This window comes from Streptomyces sp. NPDC001068, from assembly GCF_042897315.1.
In the GTDB taxonomy this organism is placed as follows: Bacteria; Actinomycetota; Actinomycetes; order Streptomycetales; family Streptomycetaceae; genus Streptomyces.
Genome location: NZ_JBIAYD010000001.1, coordinates 17,552 through 38,306, shown reverse-complemented (window position 1 = coordinate 38,306; position 20,755 = coordinate 17,552). Strand labels below are relative to the sequence as shown.

Below are 20,755 nucleotides of genomic sequence, written 5' to 3'. Positions count from 1 at the left end.
CCGCCGCGCGTCGTGGGAGTGCGGGTCTGTGGAGGCCGGTCGCGCGGCTGCCCGCGCCCTTCCGGGACATGCACACGGCGCTGCCCAAAGGGGCGCCGGGCACCGCGCGAGCAGCCACCCACCGGCCCGCGGCCGTCCTTCGGGCTCAGGCCGCTCGACGGGCGTATCCGGCGGGCGCTTCCTACAGTCGGAGCATGAGTGCCGCCGTCGAACCCGCCCCGGGCAAGGAGACCGCGGGGCCGCCGCGCCCGTCCCGCGGCGGGCGGCTCACCTGGGTGCCCGAGGCCTTCGGGACCTTCTTCGGCGTCCTCGCCCTGCTGTGCGCCCTGCTCGCCGTCATCGCCCCGTTGCGCGTCCAGCTCCGCCCGGTCGTGCACTTCCTCAACGCCGTCGTCGTGCCCGTCAGCCCCAACCTGGCCTACGCCGTCTTCCTGTTCCTGCTCGGCGGTGCAACCGCCGCCCGCAAGAAGGTCGCCTGGTGGCTGGTGGTGCTCTACCTCGGCCTCCTGGTGCTGGCGGACGTCCTGACGGTCGCCTTCGGCTTCGACTGGTACTCCTTCAGCTCACTGCTCGTCTGCGGACTCGCACTCGCGCTGCTGATCGTGGCCAGACGCGAGTTCTACGCCGCCTCCCGCCGGGCCGCCGTACGCCGCGCCCTCGGCGTGCTCCTCGCCGGCCTGGTCCTGGCGATCCTGGCCGGCTGGGGCCTCGTCTCGCTCTTCCCCGGCTCGCTCCCGCACGGCCAGCACCTGGCCTGGGCGGCCGACCGGGTCTGCGGCGGCCTGGTCGACGGCGGCAGCTACGGCGGGCGACCACCCCGGATCGTCGCCTTCGTCCTCGGCCTCCTCGGCGCCCTCGCCCTGCTCAACGCCGCCGCCACGCTGTTCCGTTCACAACGCCTGGAAGCGGCCCTGCACGGCGACGAGGAGTCCCGGATCCGCGCGCTGCTGAAGACCTACGGCGAGCGGGACTCCCTCGGCTACTTCGCCACCCGGCGCGACAAGGCCGTGGTCTTCTCGCCCAGCGGCAAGGCCGCCGTCACCTACCGGGTCGAGGCCGGCGTCTGCCTGGCCAGCGGCGATCCCGTCGGCGACCCGGAGGCCTGGCCGCACGCCGTCGCCGCCTGGCTGGACACGGCCCGCCGGCACGCCTGGGTGCCCGCGGTGATGGGCGCCTCGGAGGACGGCGCCAGAGCGTACGTGCGCGCCGGACTCGGCGCCCTGCAACTCGGTGACGAGGCGATCCTGCACGTCCCCGGCTTCGACCTCGGCGGCCGCGAGATGCGCGTCACCCGGCAGGCCGTCAACCGGGTCCGGCGCTCCGGCGCCACCACCCGGGTGCGCCGTCACGCCACCCTCACCGAGGCGGAGACGGAGGAGGTCGTCGACAAGGCCGACGCCTGGCGGGACACCGAGACCGAGCGCGGCTTCTCCATGGCCCTCGACCGGCTCGGCGACCCCGCCGACGGCGACTGCCTGCTCGTCGAGGCCCTCGCCGAGGACGGCCGGCTGCTCGCCCTGCTCTCCTTCGTGCCCTGGGGCGACGACGGAGTCTCCCTCGACCTGATGCGCCGTGACCGCGCCGCCCCCAACGGGGTCATGGAGTTCATGGTCGCCGACCTGTGCGCGGCCGCCCCCAAGCTGGGCGTGCGCCGGATCTCCCTGAACTTCGCCGTCTTCCGCTCGGTCTTCGAGGAGGGCGCCCGCATCGGCGCGGGCCCGGTGCTGCGTCTGTGGCGCCGGCTGCTGCTGTTCTTCTCCCGCTGGTGGCAACTGGAGGCCCTGTACCGCTCCAACGCCAAGTACCGCCCCGAGTGGTACCCGCGCTTCATCTGCTACGGCGAGACCGGCTCCCTCGCCCGGATCGGGGTCGCCTCCGGAATCGCCGAGGGCTTCGTCTCCGTACCTTCCCTGCGCAAACTCTGGGGAAAGGGGCACCCGAAGACCGGACCGCGACCCCTCGACGCGCAGCGGTCCTCACCGGTGCCCGGTCTCGACGGAGGGGACGAGGCCGGGCCCGGCGCTCCGGAGCCCGGCCTGCCGGACCAGTTCCGTGTCCGGCGCGGCAAGCTGGACCGACTGCGCGCGGCGGGCACCGACCCCTACCCGGTGTCGGTCCACCGGCCCACCCGCGCCCTCGCCGACGTCCAGGACGGGGAGACGGCCACCGTCGCCGGGCGGGTCATGCTCGTCCGCGACTTCGGCGGCATCGTCTTCGTGACGCTGCGCGACTGGTCCGGCGACCGCCAACTCGCGCTCACCCGCGCCGGTTCCGGTTCCGCCCTGGACCGCTTCACCGCCGACACCGACATCGGCGACCAGATCACCGCCACCGGCCGGGCCGGCCTCAGCGACAAGGGCGAGCCCACCCTCTTCGTCTCCGACTGGCAGCTCACCGCCAAGTGCCTGCGGCCGCTGCCCGACAAGCGCCGGGGTCTCGCCGACCCCGAGGCCAGGGTGCGCCGCCGCTACCTCGACCTGGCCACCAGCCCCGCCGCCCGCGCCGTCGTCCGCACCCGCTCGGCCGCCGTGCAGGCGCTGCGCCAGGGCCTCCTGGACCGCGGCTACCTGGAGGTCGAGACGCCGATGCTCCAGCGTATCCACGGCGGCGCCAACGCCCGTCCCTTCACCACCCACATCAACGCCTACGACCTCGACCTGTACCTGCGCATCGCCCCCGAGCTGTACCTGAAGCGGCTGTGCGTGGGCGGGCTGGAGAAGGTGTTCGAACTCGGCCGCACATTCCGCAACGAGGGCGTCTCCCACAAGCACAACCCCGAGTTCACGATGCTGGAGGCCTACCAGGCGTACGCCGACTACGACGTGATGCTCGACCTGGCCCGCGAACTGGTCCAGGGCGCCGCCACCGCCGCCTTCGGCGCCCCGGTGGCCCGCCGGGACGGCCGGGAGTACGACATCTCGGGGAGCTGGCCGGTGAAGACCGTGTACGGGGCGATCTCCGAGGCGCTGGGGGAGGAGATCGGACCCGGCACCGAACTGCTGCGGCTGCACCGGCACTGCGACCGGACCGGGGTGCCGTACACCGCCGACGACGGGCCCGCGGACGTCGTCCTGGAGATGTACGAACGCCTCGTGGAGGAGCGGACCCAGCTGCCCACCTTCTACCGGGACTTCCCGACCGACGTCTCCCCGCTCACCCGGCAGCACCGCCACGACCCGCGGCTCGCCGAGCGCTGGGACCTGGTCGCCTTCGGCACCGAACTCGGCACCGCCTACTCCGAGCTGACCGACCCCGTCGAACAGCGCCGCCGGCTGACCGCCCAGTCGCTGCTCGCGGCCGGCGGGGACCCGGAGGCGATGGAGCTGGACGAGGACTTCCTGGACGCCCTCGAGTACGCGATGCCGCCCACCGGCGGTCTCGGCCTCGGTGTCGACCGGCTGGTCATGTTCCTCACCGGCCTGACGATCCGCGAGACGCTGCCCTTCCCGCTCGTCCGGCGCCGCTGAGCCCTCCCGGACCCCCCGACCCGCCCTCGGCCCGGCCTACTTGACCATTTCTTTTCGAAACCTCCCGGCGCTGGTCCGTGCGGGTGTTTTCGGGCGCCGCACCGGTGTCTATGTGGTGCGCCCGAGCCCGCTCGGGCGACTGATGAGTCATGCAGAAGGATCAGTTGTTCACCCGACGCCGGCTGCTCCTCGCCGGCGGGGCCGCTCTGGGGGCCGCGGGTACCGCGGGAATGGTGCTGGCGAGCGACACCGAGGAGGCGGCGGGCACCGTCGCCCCGGCCGCCGGACCACCGGCCCGACAGGCGCCCAGGTCATCCGCGTTCCGGCTCCAGCCGCTCACCGGATACGGACCGCCGCCCACCGCGCCGCGCAAGCTCAAGGTCCGCAAGGAGCCCATCCTGCGGATCCCCGGGAGCGGCCGGCGCATGATGCTCACCTTCGACGACGGACCCAACCCGGCCTACACCCCGCACATCCTGGACACCCTCGCCAGATACGACGTGCGCGCGATGTTCTTCCTGTGCGGGGAGTGCATCGTCGAGAACCGCGAACTGGTGGCCCGGATGGCCGCCGAGGGCCATGTGGTGGGCAACCACACCTGGACGCATCCGCTGCTGACCACCCTGAACCGCCGTGAGATCCGGGACGAGATGGAGAGCACCAGCGACGCCATCGAGGACACCTACGGCGAACGCCCGCAGTGGTTCCGCGCCCCCTACGGCGCCTGGAACCGCGCGGCCTTCCAACTGGGGGCCGAGATGGGCATGGAGCCCATGGCCTGGACCGTCGACAGCACCGACTGGACCACCCCGGGCACCCGCACCATCGTGGACACGATCGAGAAGGGCGCCGCCCCCGGTGTCGTGGTCCTCTCCCACGACGCCGGGGGCGACCGCTCGCAGAGCGTCCAGGCCCTGCGCGAGTACCTGCCCTACCTGCTGGACAACGGCTACCACCTGACGGTGCCGCGCCGCCGGACCTGAGCCGGATCCGGCCCGCCGCCGACGGGCCCCGGCCCGTCCGGCCGGGCCCGCGTCAGCGGGCCTCGACCAGGCGGGCGAAGACCACCACGTTCCCGTCGTAGCCGTTCTGCTTCGTGAAGCCGCCGCCGCAGGTGATGACCCTCAACTCCGCTGTGCCCTTGGAGCCGTAGACCCGGTCGCCCGGGAACGCGGCCTTCGCGAAGACCTCGATGCCGTAGATCTCGAACACCGCGGTCTTCCCGTCGGTGCGGTCGATCTCGATCCGGTTGCCCTTCTTGAGGGACCCGAGGCCGTAGAACACCGCCGGTCCCTTGGTGTTGTCGACGTGGCCGACGACGACGGACGTGCCCTTCTCGCCGGGCGAGACACCCCCGGTGAACCAGCCGGCCAGGTTCGGGTCGTCCGGCGGCGGAGCCGCGACCGAGCCGTCCGCGTCCAGACCCACCGGCATCACGGGCGCGTCGACGCGGATCGCGGGGACCCTGATCCGGTTCGCCGTCGAGTACGGCAGCGAGGCGGGTGCGGTGGCGAAGGTGTCCGGGAACGTGCTACGGCTGTCCGGGGCGGCGGCCGAGGCCGGCTGCGGCGGACCGACGTCGAACTCCCCGGAGCCGTTGCGGATGAGCGCGAGGCCGGTCAGCAGGACGAGCGCTATCACGCCCCAGGGGGCACGCTTTCGCCGCCGCTCCTCCTCTTCGGCCAGCTCGGAAAGTTCGGACGCAGACATTCGCCATCCCCTCTCGACACGGCCGCGGCGACTTCATCCGTGGCGCGCAGGTCCGCAGCGCGCTCGGGAAAACGCTAAGTCCCGCGCGTGGGTGCGGCGACGGGACGACGGGCGAACGGGTGGTCCGCGCGCGCTCCGGTGCGCCATCCGAGTTGCCGTTCCCAGGATTTTTCTGACGGTCCGTGACCTGCGGCAATATCCGATTGTGTGCTTTTCGCTCGGCGTGTCCCCTCACCAGGACGGCCCATTCTCGAAATGCGGGCGTGTTCACGGCATCTGAGGGTCTATGCGGGAGGTGCTTTCTCGCCGATCTACCGGGGACGGTTCCCGGGGCGCCTTCCGCGGAGGAAGAGATGCGAAACTCACGTGCGCTGGCGGCCGCGTGCACCGTGGTCGCCGTTCTGAGCGCCGCCACCCCCGTGGCCGTCGCCGACGGCATGGGCAACCCCGGCGGCCCGCCCAACACTCAAGCCCCGGTGGTCGGTGGGACCGGCGTCGCCCCCGGAGTGGGCGGGGTCGGCGGTGTCGGTGGCGTCGGCGGGGTCGGCGGGGTCGGCGGGGTCGGGGTGGCCCCTGGCGTCGGCGGGGTCGGGGTGGCCCCCGGGGTCGGGGTCGTCCCCGGCGTGGCGGTCCCCGGTGTCGTCGTTCCCGGATACGGCTTCGGAGGGGGCGGCAGGGGCGGCAGGGGCGGCTTCGGCGGTGGACGGGGCTGCGAGGGGTTCGGCGGGCGGGGCGGTGACGACTGGGGCGGCCGGGGCGGCGACGGCGGCGGGCGGGGCGAAGGTGGCGGGCGCGGCGACGGTGGCGGGCGCGGCGACGGTGGCCGGGGCGGCGACGGCGGCGGGCGGGGCGACGACGGGTTCGGCGGGCGCGGCGGCGACGGGTTCGACGACGGGTTCGGCGGCCGAGGGGGCGACGGGCGGGGCGACGGCGGGTTCGGCTGCGGGGGCGAAGGGGCGCGGAACATCGTCGCCCAGCCCCGGGCGATCACCAGCGGCGCCCGTCTCACCGTCACCGTCAACGGCTGCCGCAGCGGCGTCATGTACTCGCGCGCCTTCCGCTCGACCTCGCTGTTCCCGTTCGGCGGCGACATGGCGCGCGGCGTCGCCACCATCGAGCGGGACGCCCGCCCCGGCCCGTACGACCTGACCGTCCGCTGCGACGGGCGGACGTTCACCCGGTCGTCCGCGTTCTACGTGCTCGGCGGCGTCAGGGGCGGCCTCGGCGGCAGCGTCTCCAGCGGGGCCACCCCGGCCGACATGGCGATCGGCGGTGGGCTGGTGGGCGCGGCCGTGCTCGCGGGCTGCGGGTTCTGGCTGCGCCGTCGGCACGAGAAGCGGTTCTGAACCCTGCGGGCCGTCCTCGCCCCGGCCCCCGCGCGGGTGCGGGGCGAGGACCCGTGGGGCCGCCCGGGAGGCCGGGAGGTGAGCCGCGCGGCGGGCCGGAAGGCGGTCAGGCACCGTCCGCGCCGTCCCGCCGCCGCGCGATGCGGTACGCCGTACCGACCGAGCCCACGACGAACACGGCGCCGAGGCCGATCTCCTGGAGGTCGAATCCGTCGACGCTGCCGCCCGTACCGGCCTGTACGCCCCGGTCGGGGAGGGGCTGCCGGCCGAGGCCCGACTGCCCGTCGTCGTCGCCGTCGGTGTCGCCGTCGGCGCCACCGTCCGCCACGCCGTCGGACAGGTCGCCGCCGGCGTCGGTCCTGCCATCGGAGCGGCCGCCCGTGCCGCCGTCCTCGCGTCCCGCCGACTGACTGCCGGCGATGCTGAACTCGGTCGACCCCGTCGTCCCGTCGCAGTCGACCGTCACCCGGTACGAGGTCTGCGACCTGGCGTTGCGGTCGATCGTGGCCGCCGCCGAGTCCCGCCCCTCGGGGATCCGGACGGTGCCGAACGCGTCCGAGGTGACGGTCGCCGCGCCCCGGCACCGCTCGTCGCGGTCCACCTGCAGGCTGACCCGGCCGCCGGCCGAGACGGTGGACGGCGTGACGTGGACGCCGAAGGAGGCCTCGCGGCCGCCGTCCCGGCCTCCGTCGCCCTGATCGTCCGTGAGGGCGGCCGGAGCGCCCAGGACGAGCGCCCCGATGCCGAGCAGTGCGGCCGAAGCCAGGCGTATCGCGTGCATGCTGGTTCCTCCGGTCCCCGAGGGGCGGTCCGCGGCGGATCCGTTCCGCTCGTGCCGGAAATGCGCCTCGTTGAGGGGAACGCTAGGAACATCCGTACAGGCGCGCGAACGCAGTAGCGCGAACGGGGGATGCCGGTGGGCCGTAGGGGTGACGCGGCCGCGGCACCCGGGGGACGGCCACGGCGTGTCGCCGCGATGTCCCCCGGGTGCCGCGGGCGTCCGGGTCCCGGCTAGCCGCCCAGGTGCGGGAAGAGGTTCAGGAAGGGCTGTGCCGTCGCCGTGATGCCCCGGCTGTACGGTTCGTCGAAGTCCCAGATCAGGAAGAGCATGAAGGCGATCGTCGCGGAGAACAGCCCCGCGAGGACGAGTTCGCGGCGGGTGCGCCTGATCTGCAGCGCGAAGACCATGCCGACGGTGACCACGGCTCCGGCCAGCAGCCCGACCCACACCACGCTCGGCATGGTCGCCCCCGTCGAGTCGGCCCGGGCGCTGCGGGACTGGTCGACGGCGGCCACCTGGTCCACCAGCGGCTGGTAGGCCTGTGCCTGGAAGTCGGTCTTCGGCTGGTAGTCGGTGACGTCCTGACGGATCGTCGCGAGCAGGTCCGCACCCTGCGGGGTGAGCCGGCCGTGGTCCGCCATCTCCTTCCACTCCTTGTCGACGACCTGTCGGGTGTAGGCCTCGACGTCGGCCCGGATCCGGTCCCGGGCGTCGGGCGGGTACACCCGTACCCGCTCATAGATCTCGTGCAGAGCCTGCGCCTCCGCCTGCACATGGTCCTGGGCGGCGCTGCGTGCCTCCCACACCCCGGCGACCGCCAGGCCGAGGACGATGGCGTAGATGACGCCGATCCACATCGTCATGTACTCGATGACGTCCGGCGTCTCGGAGGGATCCTCGTCCTCCGCCGCCCTCTTGTGCCGTACGAGGGTGATGACGACCACCACGGCACAGGCCGCGAGGATCGCGAGGACGAGAACAAGCCAATCCGGCAACGGAAGCCTCCAGAAATCAGTGGGCCGGCCGTCAGCGCGCGCGGAACGCGGCGATGGCGACGATGGCGGGTACGGCGATGAGCAGCACGTAGGTGACCGGTGAGGTGCGGTTGGGGGCCGCCGCCTGGGTCGACTGGATGTGGTACGGCGGGTAGGTCACCGGGGTCGGTGAGGGCCGCGGGGTGGGCTTCGGGGGCGGTGTCGGGGTCGGCGTCGGCCTGGGCGGTGCGGGCCGGGCGGCCGGCGGCGGGGTGGGCGCGGGCTTGGGGACCGGCGGGGGCGGCGGTGGTGGCGCCGGTGCCCGCGGGGTGGGGCGCGGTGGCGAGGGGATGGGTTTCGGCGTCGGTTCGGGCTTGGGCGGGGGAGTCGGTTTCGGGGGCGGGGTCGGCGTGGGCGTCGGGGTCGGCGTGGGTGTGGGGCAGGGCGGCGGTGGGGGCGGCGGGCAGGGCGGTGGCTCGGAGGGCAGGCAGGGCGGCGGATCCGGCCAGGAGTCGCCGGCCACGGCCACCGCCTGGACGCCGTCCGGGCCCGCGGAGGCGTAGGCGCAGGCGTCGGCCGACGCCGTGCCGACCGGGCAGCCCACCAGGGTCCAGGTCAGTGCCAGCAGGGCCAACACCTTGGGGACGGGCGCGAGTCGGGTCGCTTGGGGTGCGTGCACGACCGAGATCATGAGGCGTCGGGTGCCGTCGTACGCCGGAGTGTGGAGGGATTGGCCCGAACGGGGGACAGGTGGCGTAAACCGGTTTGAATCACACCGTGTGCCGACTGGCTCGAACCGTATGTCAGTGCGGGGCGTGCGCCGGAGGCGCGGTGGCGCGGAAGAAATTTGTGCGGCCGTTGAACACTTCGGCCCCCGGCATCCGTACCTGGTGTCGTGCGGCGGCGCACAGGCGCTGCAATATCCAGGCGATTATGGGGAGTTGAAGATGAAGACCTCCTGGAGGAGCGCCTCTTTGGTGGCCACGGCCGCAGGCGTACTGGCTCTGACGACGGGTTGTGGTCAGGACAATGTGACCACTCCGTCCTCGGCGGCCCAGAACGTGGGAGCGACGGCCCCGGCCGGCGTCGGCAACGTCGGCAGTGTGACCAGCCCCTCCACCGGTGCCGGCAACGGTTACGGCGCGGACGGCAGCCAGGCCTCCGGCGCGCCGGCCGCGGTCGCGCCCGCGGGCAAGCTGAGCGTCGCCGGCAACCCCGATCTGGGCAAGGTCCTGACCGACGGCAGCGGTCTGACCCTCTACCGATTCGACGCCGACACCGCCAACCCCCCCAAGTCGAACTGCGACGGCGACTGCGCCACCGCCTGGCCGCCGGTCCCCGCCGACGACGCCACCGCCGGTTCGGGCATCGACAAGGCGCTGCTCGGCGAGGTCACCCGTGCCGACGGCACCAAGCAGCTGACCGTGGGCGGCTGGCCGATGTACCGCTACGCCAAGGATGTCAACGCCGGTGACGTGAACGGCCAGGGAGTGGGCGGCAAGTGGTTCGCCACGGCTCCCGACGGCAAGAAGGCCACCCTGGCCGACCTGCCCGGTCTGTCGGTCCGCAAGGACGCCAAGCTCGGTGACATCGTCGTCGACAAGAACGGCATGACGGTCTACCGCTTCATCAAGGACAAGGCGTGGCCCAAGTCCGTCTCGAACTGCACCGGTGACTGCCTCGCCAAGTGGCCGGCCGTCGCGGAGGTCGACGCCTCCGACACCAAGGGTGTCGAGAAGAAGGGCCTGATGGGCTTCACCCGGCCCGACAACGGCCAGAAGCAGATGACGGTCGACTGCTGGCCCATCTACACCTTCTCCGGTGACGCGAAGGCCGGGGACACCAACGGCCAGGGCGTCGGCGGCACGTGGTACGCCGTCTCGCCGGAGGGCAAGCTGGTCGGCGCGCCGGGCAAGTAGGCCTCCGCGGTCCCGCACGGACGACACGACGACGCACGACCGCCCGCCCCCTCCCGACCGAACGGAGGGGGCGGGCGGTCGTGTGCCGTCGTGTCGCACCCGGATGCGGCGCAGGGCCCGAACACCCCGGAAGGGCATGCGGAATTCCCAGGTGATGACCGGGAACGGACGGTCAATTTCCGGTTCCACTCGCCCAGTTCGCAGGCGATCAGTAGCCTCTGCTCGAACAACGGATCGCCTCAGCCTTGGAGAGATACATGGAGCGTCCCGCCTGGGCCCCACGAAGCATCGACATCTCGGTGCCGAGCGTTTCGCGTATCTACGACTACTACCTGGGCGGTTCGCACAATTTCGAGGTCGACCGGGAGGCGGCCCGCAGGGCGATGACGCACATGCCGGGCCTGCCGAAGATCATGCAGGCCAACCGTGCCTTCATGCGCCGCGCCGTCCGCCACGCCGTGGGCACGGGCATCGAGCAGTTCCTGGACATCGGCTCCGGCATCCCCACCTTCGGCAACGTCCACGAGGTGGCGCAGGCGGCGCACCCCGGCGCGCGCGTGGTGTACGTCGACCACGACCCGGTGGCCGTCGCCCACAGCCAGGCCGTACTCGCGGGCAACGAGGGGGCGGACGTGGTCGCCGCCGACCTCCGCAAGCCCCAGGAGATCCTGTCGAGCCCTCAGGTGGAGCGCCTGATCGACCTGAATCGGCCAGTCGCCCTGCTCCTCGTTGCCATACTTCACTTCGTGGAAGACGCGGACGACCCGTACGGGACAGTGGCGCGGCTGCGTGAAACACTCGCGCCCGGCAGCCTGCTGATCCTCACGCATGCCTCGTACGAGGGAATCCCGCTGTCACCCGAGCGGGCCGAGAGCGCGGTGGACGTGTACAAGGACATCCGCAACCCGCTCATCATGCGCTCGCGCGACGAGATCGCCAGGTTCTTCGAGGGGTACGACATGGTGGAGCCCGGACTGGTGCCGATGCCGCACTGGCGGCCGGAGTCGGCGCCGGAGGACGAGGATCCCTACGCCTTCGCCGGATTCGCCGGCGTGGGGATCGCGGAGTGACCGCGGAACCGGACGGCCCGGAGGACAGACTGCGCCGATTCGCGACGATCTGGAGCCGGGCGGTGTTCCCGGTGACCTCGACCTCCCTGACCCGGCCGGAGTTCGAGGAGGAACTCCTGCCGCTGGCCCGCCGGTTGAGCGAGGTGCTGCGGGCGCACGGATTCGAGGCCGAGGAGGCCCGGCAGGTGGGGGCCGCGCTGATCGACGCGCACTGCACCGACCCCGAGGCGCTCACCCGCACCCTGGACTGCGTCGACGCCTATCTGGCCCTCTACTGCGGCGGGGACGGCCCCCAGGACGAGCTGCGGATGCGTTCCTCGCGGATCCAGCACGCGATGGCCGCCGGGTACGCCCAGGCCCTGCGCGAGCGCACGCTCGCCGAGCAGGAGGCCATCGCCCAGGCGGCGCTGCGGGCCCAGGGCGTGGTCGCCCAGGCGCTGCACGCCAGTGAGGCGCGCTTCCGGGCCGTCTTCGAGGGCGCGGCGATAGGAATCGGCATCGCCGACCTGGAGGGCAACGTCCTCCAGATCAACGGGGCGCTGCTGCGCATGTTCGGCGGCTCCGAGCAGACCCTGCGCGGCCGCAAGGTCATGGAGTGGGCGCACCCCGAGGACGCGCCCCAGACCTGGCGCCTCTACGAGGAGCTGGTCCGCGGCGACCGCGAGCACTACCACGTCGAAAAGGCGTTCAACCGCTCCGACGGCACGGTCCTGTGGACCAACCTGACCGTCTCCCTCCTCCGGGACGCGGACGGCGAACCGCAGTACCAGCTGGCCCTCATGGAGGACACCACCGAGCGCCGCCTGCTCAACCTGCGGCTGCGCTACGAGGCGACCCACGACGCGCTCACCGGCCTGCCCAACCGGACGCTGTTCTTCGAGCGCCTGGAGAAGGCCCTGGCCGCCGGTGAGGGCCAGCGCTTCGGGCTGTGCTACCTCGACCTGGACGGTTTCAAGACCATCAACGACAGCCTCGGCCACTCGGCCGGCGACCGGCTGCTGGTGGAGGTCGCCGACCGGCTCCAGTCCTGCGCGACCGCGCCCGGCGAGATGGTCGCCAGGCTCGGCGGTGACGAGTTCGTGGCGCTGACCACGGGGCCGGCCACCCAGCGCGAGGTCGACGACCTCGCCGACCGCATCATGAACGCCCTGATCACCCCGATCAGCATCGACGGCCGTGAACTCATGGTGCGCGGCTCCATCGGCATCGTGGAGGGCCCGGCGGGCGAGCGCACCCCGGCCGAGGTGCTGCGCAGCGCCGACATCACGATGTACCGGGCCAAGTCGGCGGGCGGCAACCGCTTCGAGCTGGCCGACCCGGAGGCCGACGCGCGTGCCATCACCCGGCACGGCCTGACCACCGCGCTCCCCGCGGCCCTGGACCGGGGCGAGTTCTTCATCGAGTACCAGCCGCTGGTGCACCTCGGCGACGGCAGCGTGCGCGGCGCCGAGGCGCTGGTGCGCTGGCTGCATCCGCAGCACGGCGTCCTCGGCCCCGACCGGTTCATCCCGCTCGCCGAACACACCGGTCTGATCGTGCCGTTGGGCCGCTGGGTGCTGGAGGAGTCGATCCGCCAGGCCCGTGAGTGGCGGGAGCGCTACGGGGAGGAGCCCGGCGCGGGTCCACTGCGGATCAACGTCAACCTGTCCCCGTGCCAGCTCACCCATCCCGGCCTGGTCCAGGACACGGTGGACATCCTGGAGCGGGCCGGGGTCACCCCCGACGCCCTGTGCCTGGAGGTCACCGAGTCGGCGCTGATCGGTGCCGACGACGATCTCCTCAAGCCGCTGCGCCGGCTCGCCGAGATGGGCGTCGACATCGCCCTGGACGACTTCGGCACGGGCTACTCCAACCTCGCCAACCTCCGCCGTCTGCCGGTGAGCATCCTCAAGCTGGACCGCTCCTTCACCCAGAGCATGCAGCAGTTCCCCGCGGACCCGGTCGACCTCAAGATCGTGGAGGGCATCGTCTCCCTGGCCCACAGCCTGGACCTGGCGGTCACCGTGGAGGGCGTGGAGACGGGGGCCCAGGCCGAGCAGCTGCGGATACTGGGCTGCGACACGGCCCAGGGCTGGTACTACGCCCGCCCGGGCCCGCCGGAGCGCCTGCACGACCTCGCCCTGGTGGACGCGACGGGCTGAGCGACCCCGCCACCGGGGACCGGCCGCACGGCGCTCCCGAAGGTGCTGCCGGACCTGCCCGTTGGTGCGGACCCGCGGCGCAGCACGGGCGCGGACCCGTCTCCGGTCGGCATGATCGCCGTACCGAGGAGAACGGGCAGGGGACCCGGCACCTTCCGTCGGTGCGCGAGGCCGGCGCCGGCGGGGGAGTGCGCGGGAGCCCCGAGTCAGCTGATAGGAGAGGTAGTTGCCATGAGTACCATCCTCCTGGTCCACGGTGCCATCGCGGACGGATCGTCCTGGAGCGAGGTCGTCCCGCTCCTGCAGGCCGCCGGTCACGACGTCGTGGCCGTCCAGCAGCCGCTGTCGTCGATCCCCGACGACGTGGCCAAGGTCCGCAGCGTGCTGGACGAACTGGAGGGGCCGGTCGTCGTCGTGGGCCACTCCTTCGGCGGTGTCGTCATCACCCAGGCCGCGCACGACGCCCCGAACGTGAGCGCCCTGGTCTACGTCGCGGCCTTCGCCCCCGACGAGGGGGAGAGCGCGCAGAGTCTCGGCGAGCCCTTCGGGCAGCTGGAGTCCGCGTCCCACTTCGTCGTGGACAAGCAGGGCAGGTTCACGCTGCCGCAGGATCTCTTCCCCGGGTACTTCTGCCCTGACGTCGACCCGGCGCGGGCGAGGGTGCTGGCCGCGGTGCAGGGGGCGAGCGACGTGGCCCGCTTCGGTTTCGTCTCCGGACCGCCGGCCTGGCGCGAGCACCCGACCCACTTCGTGGTCGCCGGGAACGACCGGATCATCCCGCCGGCCCTGGAGCGCTTCGTGGCCGAGCGCATGAACGCCAGGACCACCGTCGCCGAGAGCGCCGGTCACCTGGTGATGGTCTCCCAGCCTCAGGTGGTGGCGCAGGCGGTCCTGGAGGCGGCGCGCTGACGCACCGCGCCCGGGCCTCACGGGGTGTACGCGCCTCGGGGTGCGGGGTCCCGCGTGACCGTCACGCGGGACCCCGCACCCCGGCCGGTGACCGACCACGCCGTGGGTGGCCGGCGCCTCACCTCTCCAGCAGCATCCGCTGCAGCTCGCGTGCGGCCCGCGGCGGAGCGACGTCGCTGCGGTGCGCCAGCGCGATCGTCCGGTGCAGTCCCGGCCGGGCCAGCGGGGTGACGCGCAGTCCCCGGCCGGACCGGGCGGCGACCATCCGGGGCACCACGGCCACCCCCAGCCCCGCCCGCACGAACCCCAGCACCGCGTCCATCTCACCGCCTTCGACGGCGAACTCCGGCTCGAACCCGGCGGAGCGGCAGGCCGCCACGGTCAGCTCCCGCAGGTCGTACCCGTGCCGGAACATGACCAGCCGCTCTCCTTCGAGGTCGGAGATCTCGACCCCGCCCCGTCCGCGCCCGGGCACCGTCGCCTCCGGCGAGGACACCACCACCAGGTCCTCCCGCAGCAGCTCCACCGTGGTCAGCGCGGGGGAGGCCGGCGGCAGCGGCAGCACGATCAGCGCCAGGTCCAGCGCCCCGCGCGCCAGCTCCCGTACCAGGTCGTGGGAGCCGCTCTCCTCGATGAGGAGCTGGATGCCGGGATAGCGGTCGTGGAAGGCGCGCAGCACGTCCGGCAGCAACCCGGTGCACAGACTCGGGGTCGCCCCGAGCCGCACCCGCCCGCTGCGCAGCTGCACCAGTTCCTGCACCTCGTGCCGTGCGGTGTCGGCGTCCGCGAGGATCCGCCGGGCCAGCGGCAGCAGCGCCTCGCCGGCGTCGGTGAGCGTGATGTTGCCCCGGGCCCGCAGGAACAGGTCCGCCCCGAGCTCCCGCTCCAGCGCCTTGATCTGCTGGGACAGCGAGGGCTGGGCGACATGGACCAGTTCGGCGGCGCGGGTGAAGTGGCGGGTCTCCGCGACGGCGACGAAGTAGTGAAGCTGTTGGAACTGCATGATTACACGATAGCTCCGGGCTATGGAATCAAGCCGGTCCATGTCTTGGACCGATCAGGTGGGCAGGCTCTAGCGTCTCCTGCATGGCTCTGGCAACGCGGACGGACCGACGACCGTCCATGGCACGCACGATGTGGGACAGCTCCGTCGGCAAGAAGACCGTGATGGCCGTCAGCGGCGTGGTCATGCTGCTGTACCTGGTCGCGCACGTGATCGGGAACCTGAAGATCTTCTTCGGGGCGGGCGAGTTCAACCACTACGCCCACTGGCTGCGGACCGTCGGCGAACCGTTCATGCACTACGAGTGGACGCTCTGGCTCATCCGGATCGCCCTGGTCGTCGCCGTGGTCGCGCACGCCACGTCCGCGTACCAGCTCAGCCGCCGGGACATCAGGGCGCGGCCCACCAAGTACGTGCACAGCAGGCCCCGGGCCAGTTACGCCACCCGGACCATGCGCTGGGGCGGGATCATCCTCGCCCTCTTCATCGTCTGGCACATCCTCGACCTGACCACCGGCACCGTGCACTCCGGCGGCTTCCAGGAGGGCCACCCCTACCAGAACGTCGTGGACACCTTCTCCACCTGGTACGGGAACGTCATCTACATCGTCGCGATGCTCGCGCTGGGCCTGCACGTCCGGCACGGCTTCTGGAGCGCGGCCCAGACCCTCGGCGTCGGCAGCCGCACCCGCGACCGCGCCCTGAAGGCCACGGCCGACGTCCTCGCGCTGCTGCTCACGGCCGGTTTCATCGCCGTACCCGTGGGTGTCATGACCGGAGTGGTGAGCTGAACATGACCGACTACACGAACTACACGACCGGCGAGGCAGTCACCGACGGCAAGGCCCCCTCCGGCCCCGTCAACGAGCGCTGGGACAAGCGCCGTTTCGAGGCCAAGCTGGTCAACCCCGCCAACCGGCGCAAGCACACGGTGATCGTCGTCGGCACCGGGCTCGCGGGTGGCTCCGCCGGCGCCACCCTCGCCGAACAGGGCTACCACGTCGTCCAGTTCTGCTACCAGGACTCACCGCGCCGCGCCCACTCCATCGCCGCCCAGGGCGGCATCAACGCGGCGAAGAACTACCGCAACGACGGCGACTCCGTCCACCGGCTGTTCTACGACACCGTCAAGGGCGGCGACTTCCGGGCCCGGGAGTCCAACGTCCACCGGCTCGCCCAGATCTCCGTCGAGATCATCGACCAGTGCGTGGCCCAGGGCGTGCCCTTCGCGCGGGAGTACGGCGGTCTGCTCGACACCCGCTCCTTCGGCGGCGTCCAGGTCTCCCGGACCTTCTACGCCCGCGGCCAGACGGGGCAGCAGCTGCTGCTCGGCGCCTACCAGGCGCTGAGCCGGCAGATCGCGGCCGGGAACGTGGAGATGCATCCGCGCACCGAGATGCTCGACGTGATCGTGGTCGACGGACGGGCCCGCGGGATCGTGGCCCGGGACCTGATCACCGGGAAGATCGACACCTACTTCGCGGACGCCGTCGTCCTGGCCAGCGGCGGCTACGGCAACGTCTTCTACCTGTCGACGAACGCCATGAACTCCAACGCCACCGCCGTCTGGCGGGCGCACCGGCGCGGCGCGTACTTCGCCAACCCCTGCTTCACCCAGATCCACCCCACCTGCATCCCGCGCACCGGCGACCACCAGTCCAAGCTCACCCTGATGAGCGAGTCGCTGCGCAACGACGGCCGCATCTGGGTACCGAAGGCCAAGGGCGACACCCGGCCCGCGAACCAGATCCCCGAGGACGAGCGCGACTACTACCTGGAGCGCATCTACCCGTCCTTCGGCAACCTGGTCCCGCGCGACATCGCCTCCCGCGCCGCGAAGAACGTCTGCGACGAGGGACGGGGCGTCGGCCCCGGCGGGCAGGGCGTCTACCTCGACTTCGCCGACGCCATCGCCCGGATGGGACGCAAGGCGGTCGAGGCCAGGTACGGCAACCTCTTCGACATGTACCAGCGGATCACCGACGAGGACCCCTACCAGGTACCCATGCGGATCTACCCCGCCGTGCACTACACGATGGGCGGCCTGTGGGTCGACTACGACCTCCAGACCACCGTGCCCGGGCTGTTCGCGGTCGGCGAGGCCAACTTCTCCGACCACGGCGCCAACCGGCTCGGCGCGAGCGCGCTGATGCAGGGCCTGGCCGACGGCTACTTCGTGCTGCCGGCCACCATCAACGACTACCTCGCCCGCAACCCCCACCAGGACGCGGTGACCGACGAACACCCCGTCGTCCAGGAGGTGCTCGCCGAGACAGAGGACCGGCTGAACCTGCTGCTCTCCGTCGACGGCGACCGCACCCCCGACTCCTTCCACCGCGAACTCGGCGAACTGATGTGGGAGTTCTGCGGCATGGCCCGCACCGACGCGGGGCTGCGCAAGGCACTGGAGCGCATCCCGCAGATCCGCGAGGAGTTCTGGCGCCGGATCAAGGTGCCGGGTACCGGCGAGGAGTTCAACCAGTCCTTGGAGAAGGCCAACCGCATCGTCGACTACCTGGAACTGGCCGAGCTGATGTGCCTCGACGCGCTGCACCGCGCCGAGTCCTGCGGCGGCCACTTCCGGGAGGAGTCCCAGACCCCGGACGGCGAGGCCGCCCGCCGGGACGACGAGTTCTCCTACGCGGCCGCCTGGGAGTTCACCGGCACCGGGGACGCCCCCGTGCTGCACAGGGAAGACCTGGTCTTCGAGTACGTCCACCCCACCCAGCGGAGCTACGCATGAGGCTCACCCTGCGCGTCTGGCGGCAGAAGAACGCCGACGCCGACGGCGCGATGTCCACCTACGAGGTGGACGGCATCTCGTCGGACATGTCCTTCCTGGAGATGCTCGACACGCTCAACGAGGAACTCATCCTCAAGGGCGAGGACCCGGTCGCCTTCGACCACGACTGCCGCGAGGGGATCTGCGGCGCCTGCTCCCTGGTGATCAACGGGGACGCGCACGGCCCGGAGCGCACCACCACCTGCCAGCTGCACATGCGGTCCTTCCAGGACGGCGACACGATCGACGTCGAGCCCTGGCGGGCCGCCGCCTTCCCGGTGGTCAAGGACCTGGTGGTGGACCGGTCCGCGTTCGACCGGATCATCCAGGCCGGCGGCTACATCACCGCGCCCACCGGCGCGGCGCCCGAGGCGCACGCCACGGCGGTGCCGAAGGCCGACGCCGACTTCGCCTTCGAGCACGCGGAGTGCATCGGCTGCGGCGCCTGCGTGGCGGCCTGCCCCAACGGGGCCGCGATGCTGTTCACCTCCGCCAAGGTCAACCACCTGAACGTGCTGCCCCAGGGCGCGCCGGAGCGGGAGACGCGGGTGCTGGACATGGTGGCGCAGATGGACGAGGAGGGCTTCGGCGGCTGCACGCTGACCGGGGAGTGCGCGACGGCCTGCCCGAAGGGCATTCCGCTGGTGTCCATCACGAGCATGAACAAGGAGTGGCTGCGGGCCACCCGGAAGGCCGGGAAGCGGTAGCGCCGCCGGAGGCGCACGAGTGAACGTTCGCCGACAAGTGCGGACGAGCGGGGCCGGGGCTGGTGCTCCCCGGCCCCGTTTCGCCGTTCACCGACCGTGGTGACACGGGCGCGCAACGGCCCGTCCGGGTCACGGTAACGTTGCTTCGGCGCGTCCATCAGGACACGCGCAGGGGTGAGTCGGCCCCCGAATCCCGGCATTCAGCAGCCGCACATCCACGGGTCCCGCGCACGTCACGCCGAGTCCAGCCTGCCAAGGAAGAAAGCAGGTGCAGATTTCCTCAGCTTCCGCTCGGCGCAGGAGACCTCCATGACCGCCATGCCCGCCTCACCCCCTGCTCTCGCCGCCCCGACCGGGGACTCCGGCTACCTGGTACAGCTCGCCCGCGACGAGGACGACGTCCGCGCCGCGCAGCGACTGCGCTACCAGGTGTTCGCCGGAGAGATGGGCGCCCGGCTCGACGGGCCGGAACCGGGTCTGGACGTGGACGCCTTCGACGCGTTCTGCGACCACCTCCTGATTCGGGAAGCCCTGACCGGCGAGGTCGTCGGCACCTACCGACTGCTGCCGCCCGAGCGTGCCGCGGTCGCCGGCCGCCTCTACTCCGAAGGCGAGTTCGACCTCGGCCCGCTCGCCGACATCCGGCCCAACCTGGTCGAGGTCGGCCGCTCCTGTGTGCACCCCGCGCACCGCGACGGCGCCGTGATCGGCCTCATCTGGGCCGGCATAGCCCGCTACATGGTCGACCGCGGCCACGAGTGGCTGGCCGGCTGCTGCTCCGTCCCGCTCGCCGACGGCGGCGCCCTCGCGGCCGGAGCCTGGGAACGGGTGCGGGCCAAGCACCTGGCCCCCGAGGAGCTGCGGGTACGACCGCTGCGCCCGTGGGTGCCCCAGGGGCCGGCCCCGGAGGGCCGTGCCGAACTGCCCGCGCTGCTCCGCGGCTACCTGCGGCTCGGTGCCTGGGTCTGCGGCGAGCCCGCCCACGACCCCGACTTCGGGGTCGCCGACATGTACGTCCTGCTGTCGATGCGCCGGGTCAACGCGCGCTATCTGCGGCACTTCCTCTCGCTCGTCCCGGCCTGATGAGCGTCTGGCTGCCCAGCGCGCCGTGCACGCCCGGCGCCTGCGTCGAGTCCGCCAGGTCCCTCGCGGTCCTGCCCCGCGCCGTGCTGCGGTTCACCGCCGTCCTGGCGCTGATCGTCGTCGCGGTCGTGCTGCTCCCGCTCGGCGGCCGGATCCCCACCGCGTGGGTGCGGCGGTTCTCCCGGCTGGTCGTCCTGGCCGCCGGGGTGCGGATCCGGACCACCGGCAGCGCCCCGGCCACCGGTGGGGTGCTGCTCGTCGCCAACCACATCTCCTGGATGGACATCCCGCTGCTCGCGGCCGTACGGCCCGCGCGGATGCTCGCCAAGAAGGAGATCCGGGAGTGGCCGGTGGCCGGCGCGCTGGTGGCCGGCGCCGGAGCGCTGTTCATCGACCGGGACCGGCTGCGCGCGCTGCCGGACACGGTGAGCCGGATCTCCGGCGCGCTCGGGGAGGGCGCCGCGGTGGTCGCCTTCCCCGAGGGCAGCACCTGGTGCGGCCGGGCCCAGGGCCGGTTCCGCCGGGCCGTGTTCCAGGCCGCCCTGGACGCCGGCGCGCCCGTGCAGCCGGTGCGGCTGCACTACCGGCTGGAAGCGGGCGAGGCCAGCACCGTGCCGGCCTACGTCGGCGAGGACACGCTGCTCGCCTCCGTGTGGCGCGTGGTGTCGACGCGCGGCCTGGTCGCGGAGGTGGACATCCGGCCGCTGATACCGGCCGGCAGCCACCCGGACCGGCGGGCCCTGGCCCGGGCCGCCCAGCCGGTGACCCATGAGCCGGGCTGGACGCACGCGGCCCTGGTGAGCCCCGGCAAGGGGTCGCAGCGGCACGTCTCCCAGCTGAGCCTGAGCAAGGCGACGCCGTAG

Annotated in this window: 17 protein-coding genes; 12 read left to right on the top strand and 5 right to left on the bottom strand. The window is 72.4% G+C overall.

Translation table 11 applies throughout. The features are described 5' to 3' along the window. Positions 1-194: 194 nt before the first annotated feature. Both lysX and ACFY3I_RS00160 read left to right on the top strand, forming a co-directional pair. Complete coding sequence (gene lysX, locus ACFY3I_RS00165) at positions 195-3,467, top strand: bifunctional lysylphosphatidylglycerol synthetase/lysine--tRNA ligase LysX (RefSeq protein WP_390858637.1); 3,273 nt, start codon at positions 195-197, stop codon at positions 3,465-3,467. A gap of 149 nt (positions 3,468-3,616) precedes the next feature. Next, positions 3,617-4,450: a polysaccharide deacetylase family protein gene (locus ACFY3I_RS00160; RefSeq protein ID WP_365286196.1), complete on the top strand. Its 834-nt coding sequence runs from the start codon at positions 3,617-3,619 to the stop codon at positions 4,448-4,450. 52 nt (positions 4,451-4,502) lie between these two features. Here the strand turns inward: ACFY3I_RS00160 and ACFY3I_RS00155 are convergent, their stop codons facing one another. Then, complete coding sequence (locus ACFY3I_RS00155; RefSeq protein WP_390858636.1) at positions 4,503-5,177, bottom strand: class F sortase; 675 nt, start codon at positions 5,175-5,177, stop codon at positions 4,503-4,505. A gap of 353 nt (positions 5,178-5,530) precedes the next feature. Between ACFY3I_RS00155 and ACFY3I_RS00150 the strand changes: the two genes are divergently transcribed. Further along, positions 5,531-6,523, top strand: a complete 993-nt coding sequence (locus tag ACFY3I_RS00150; protein ID WP_390858635.1) for a hypothetical protein — start codon at positions 5,531-5,533, stop codon at positions 6,521-6,523. A gap of 106 nt (positions 6,524-6,629) precedes the next feature. On the opposite strand, the gene ACFY3I_RS00145 is transcribed toward ACFY3I_RS00150, so the two are convergent. From ACFY3I_RS00145 to ACFY3I_RS00135, 3 genes are all read right to left on the bottom strand, one after another. Next, complete coding sequence (locus ACFY3I_RS00145) at positions 6,630-7,304, bottom strand: hypothetical protein (protein WP_390858634.1); 675 nt, start codon at positions 7,302-7,304, stop codon at positions 6,630-6,632. Between the two features lie 230 nt (positions 7,305-7,534). Then, entirely contained in the window at positions 7,535-8,299 is a 765-nt protein-coding gene (locus tag ACFY3I_RS00140) for a DUF4239 domain-containing protein (protein WP_365286188.1), read from the bottom strand. 31 nt (positions 8,300-8,330) lie between these two features. Continuing rightward, the gene (locus ACFY3I_RS00135) at positions 8,331-8,957 is read right to left on the bottom strand and encodes a hypothetical protein (RefSeq protein ID WP_390858633.1); all 627 of its coding nucleotides are present in this window, start codon (positions 8,955-8,957) and stop codon (positions 8,331-8,333) included. A 268-nt stretch (positions 8,958-9,225) separates the two neighbouring features. On the opposite strand from ACFY3I_RS00135, the gene ACFY3I_RS00130 reads away from it, so the two are divergent. The 4 genes from ACFY3I_RS00130 (at position 9,226) to ACFY3I_RS00115 (ending at position 14,317) form a co-directional block, all read left to right on the top strand. Continuing rightward, the gene (locus ACFY3I_RS00130) at positions 9,226-10,197 is read left to right on the top strand and encodes an SCO0930 family lipoprotein (protein ID WP_365286184.1); all 972 of its coding nucleotides are present in this window, start codon (positions 9,226-9,228) and stop codon (positions 10,195-10,197) included. 257 nt (positions 10,198-10,454) lie between these two features. Then, positions 10,455-11,267 carry an SAM-dependent methyltransferase gene (locus tag ACFY3I_RS00125; protein ID WP_390858632.1) on the top strand — a complete coding sequence of 271 codons (813 nt, stop codon included), beginning with the start codon at positions 10,455-10,457 and terminating at the stop codon, positions 11,265-11,267. Beyond that, positions 11,264-13,408 carry an EAL domain-containing protein gene (locus ACFY3I_RS00120; RefSeq protein WP_365286180.1) on the top strand — a complete coding sequence of 715 codons (2,145 nt, stop codon included), beginning with the start codon at positions 11,264-11,266 and terminating at the stop codon, positions 13,406-13,408. The genes ACFY3I_RS00125 and ACFY3I_RS00120 overlap by 4 nt, the downstream gene beginning before the upstream one ends. A 231-nt stretch (positions 13,409-13,639) precedes the next feature. Continuing rightward, positions 13,640-14,317 carry an alpha/beta fold hydrolase gene (locus ACFY3I_RS00115; protein WP_390858631.1) on the top strand — a complete coding sequence of 226 codons (678 nt, stop codon included), beginning with the start codon at positions 13,640-13,642 and terminating at the stop codon, positions 14,315-14,317. A 118-nt stretch (positions 14,318-14,435) separates the two neighbouring features. Here the strand turns inward: ACFY3I_RS00115 and ACFY3I_RS00110 are convergent, their stop codons facing one another. Next, positions 14,436-15,320, bottom strand: a complete 885-nt coding sequence (locus tag ACFY3I_RS00110; protein ID WP_365286176.1) for a LysR substrate-binding domain-containing protein — start codon at positions 15,318-15,320, stop codon at positions 14,436-14,438. A 119-nt stretch (positions 15,321-15,439) separates the two neighbouring features. Here ACFY3I_RS00110 and ACFY3I_RS00105 point away from each other — a divergent pair, with 119 nt between their 5' ends. From ACFY3I_RS00105 to ACFY3I_RS00085, 5 genes are all read left to right on the top strand, one after another. Beyond that, positions 15,440-16,111 carry a succinate dehydrogenase gene (locus ACFY3I_RS00105; protein ID WP_390859396.1) on the top strand — a complete coding sequence of 224 codons (672 nt, stop codon included), beginning with the start codon at positions 15,440-15,442 and terminating at the stop codon, positions 16,109-16,111. Between the two features lie 2 nt (positions 16,112-16,113). Continuing rightward, positions 16,114-18,063: a fumarate reductase/succinate dehydrogenase flavoprotein subunit gene (locus ACFY3I_RS00100; protein ID WP_390858630.1), complete on the top strand. Its 1,950-nt coding sequence runs from the start codon at positions 16,114-16,116 to the stop codon at positions 18,061-18,063. Next, a complete protein-coding gene (locus ACFY3I_RS00095; protein WP_390858629.1) occupies positions 18,060-18,809 on the top strand; it encodes a succinate dehydrogenase/fumarate reductase iron-sulfur subunit in 750 nt (249 codons plus the stop codon). The genes ACFY3I_RS00100 and ACFY3I_RS00095 overlap by 4 nt, the downstream gene beginning before the upstream one ends. A gap of 309 nt (positions 18,810-19,118) precedes the next feature. Continuing rightward, positions 19,119-19,892 carry a GNAT family N-acetyltransferase gene (locus ACFY3I_RS00090; protein ID WP_390858628.1) on the top strand — a complete coding sequence of 258 codons (774 nt, stop codon included), beginning with the start codon at positions 19,119-19,121 and terminating at the stop codon, positions 19,890-19,892. Continuing rightward, positions 19,892-20,755 carry a lysophospholipid acyltransferase family protein gene (locus ACFY3I_RS00085; RefSeq protein ID WP_390858627.1) on the top strand — a complete coding sequence of 288 codons (864 nt, stop codon included), beginning with the start codon at positions 19,892-19,894 and terminating at the stop codon, positions 20,753-20,755. Before ACFY3I_RS00090 ends, ACFY3I_RS00085 begins: the two co-directional genes overlap by 1 nt.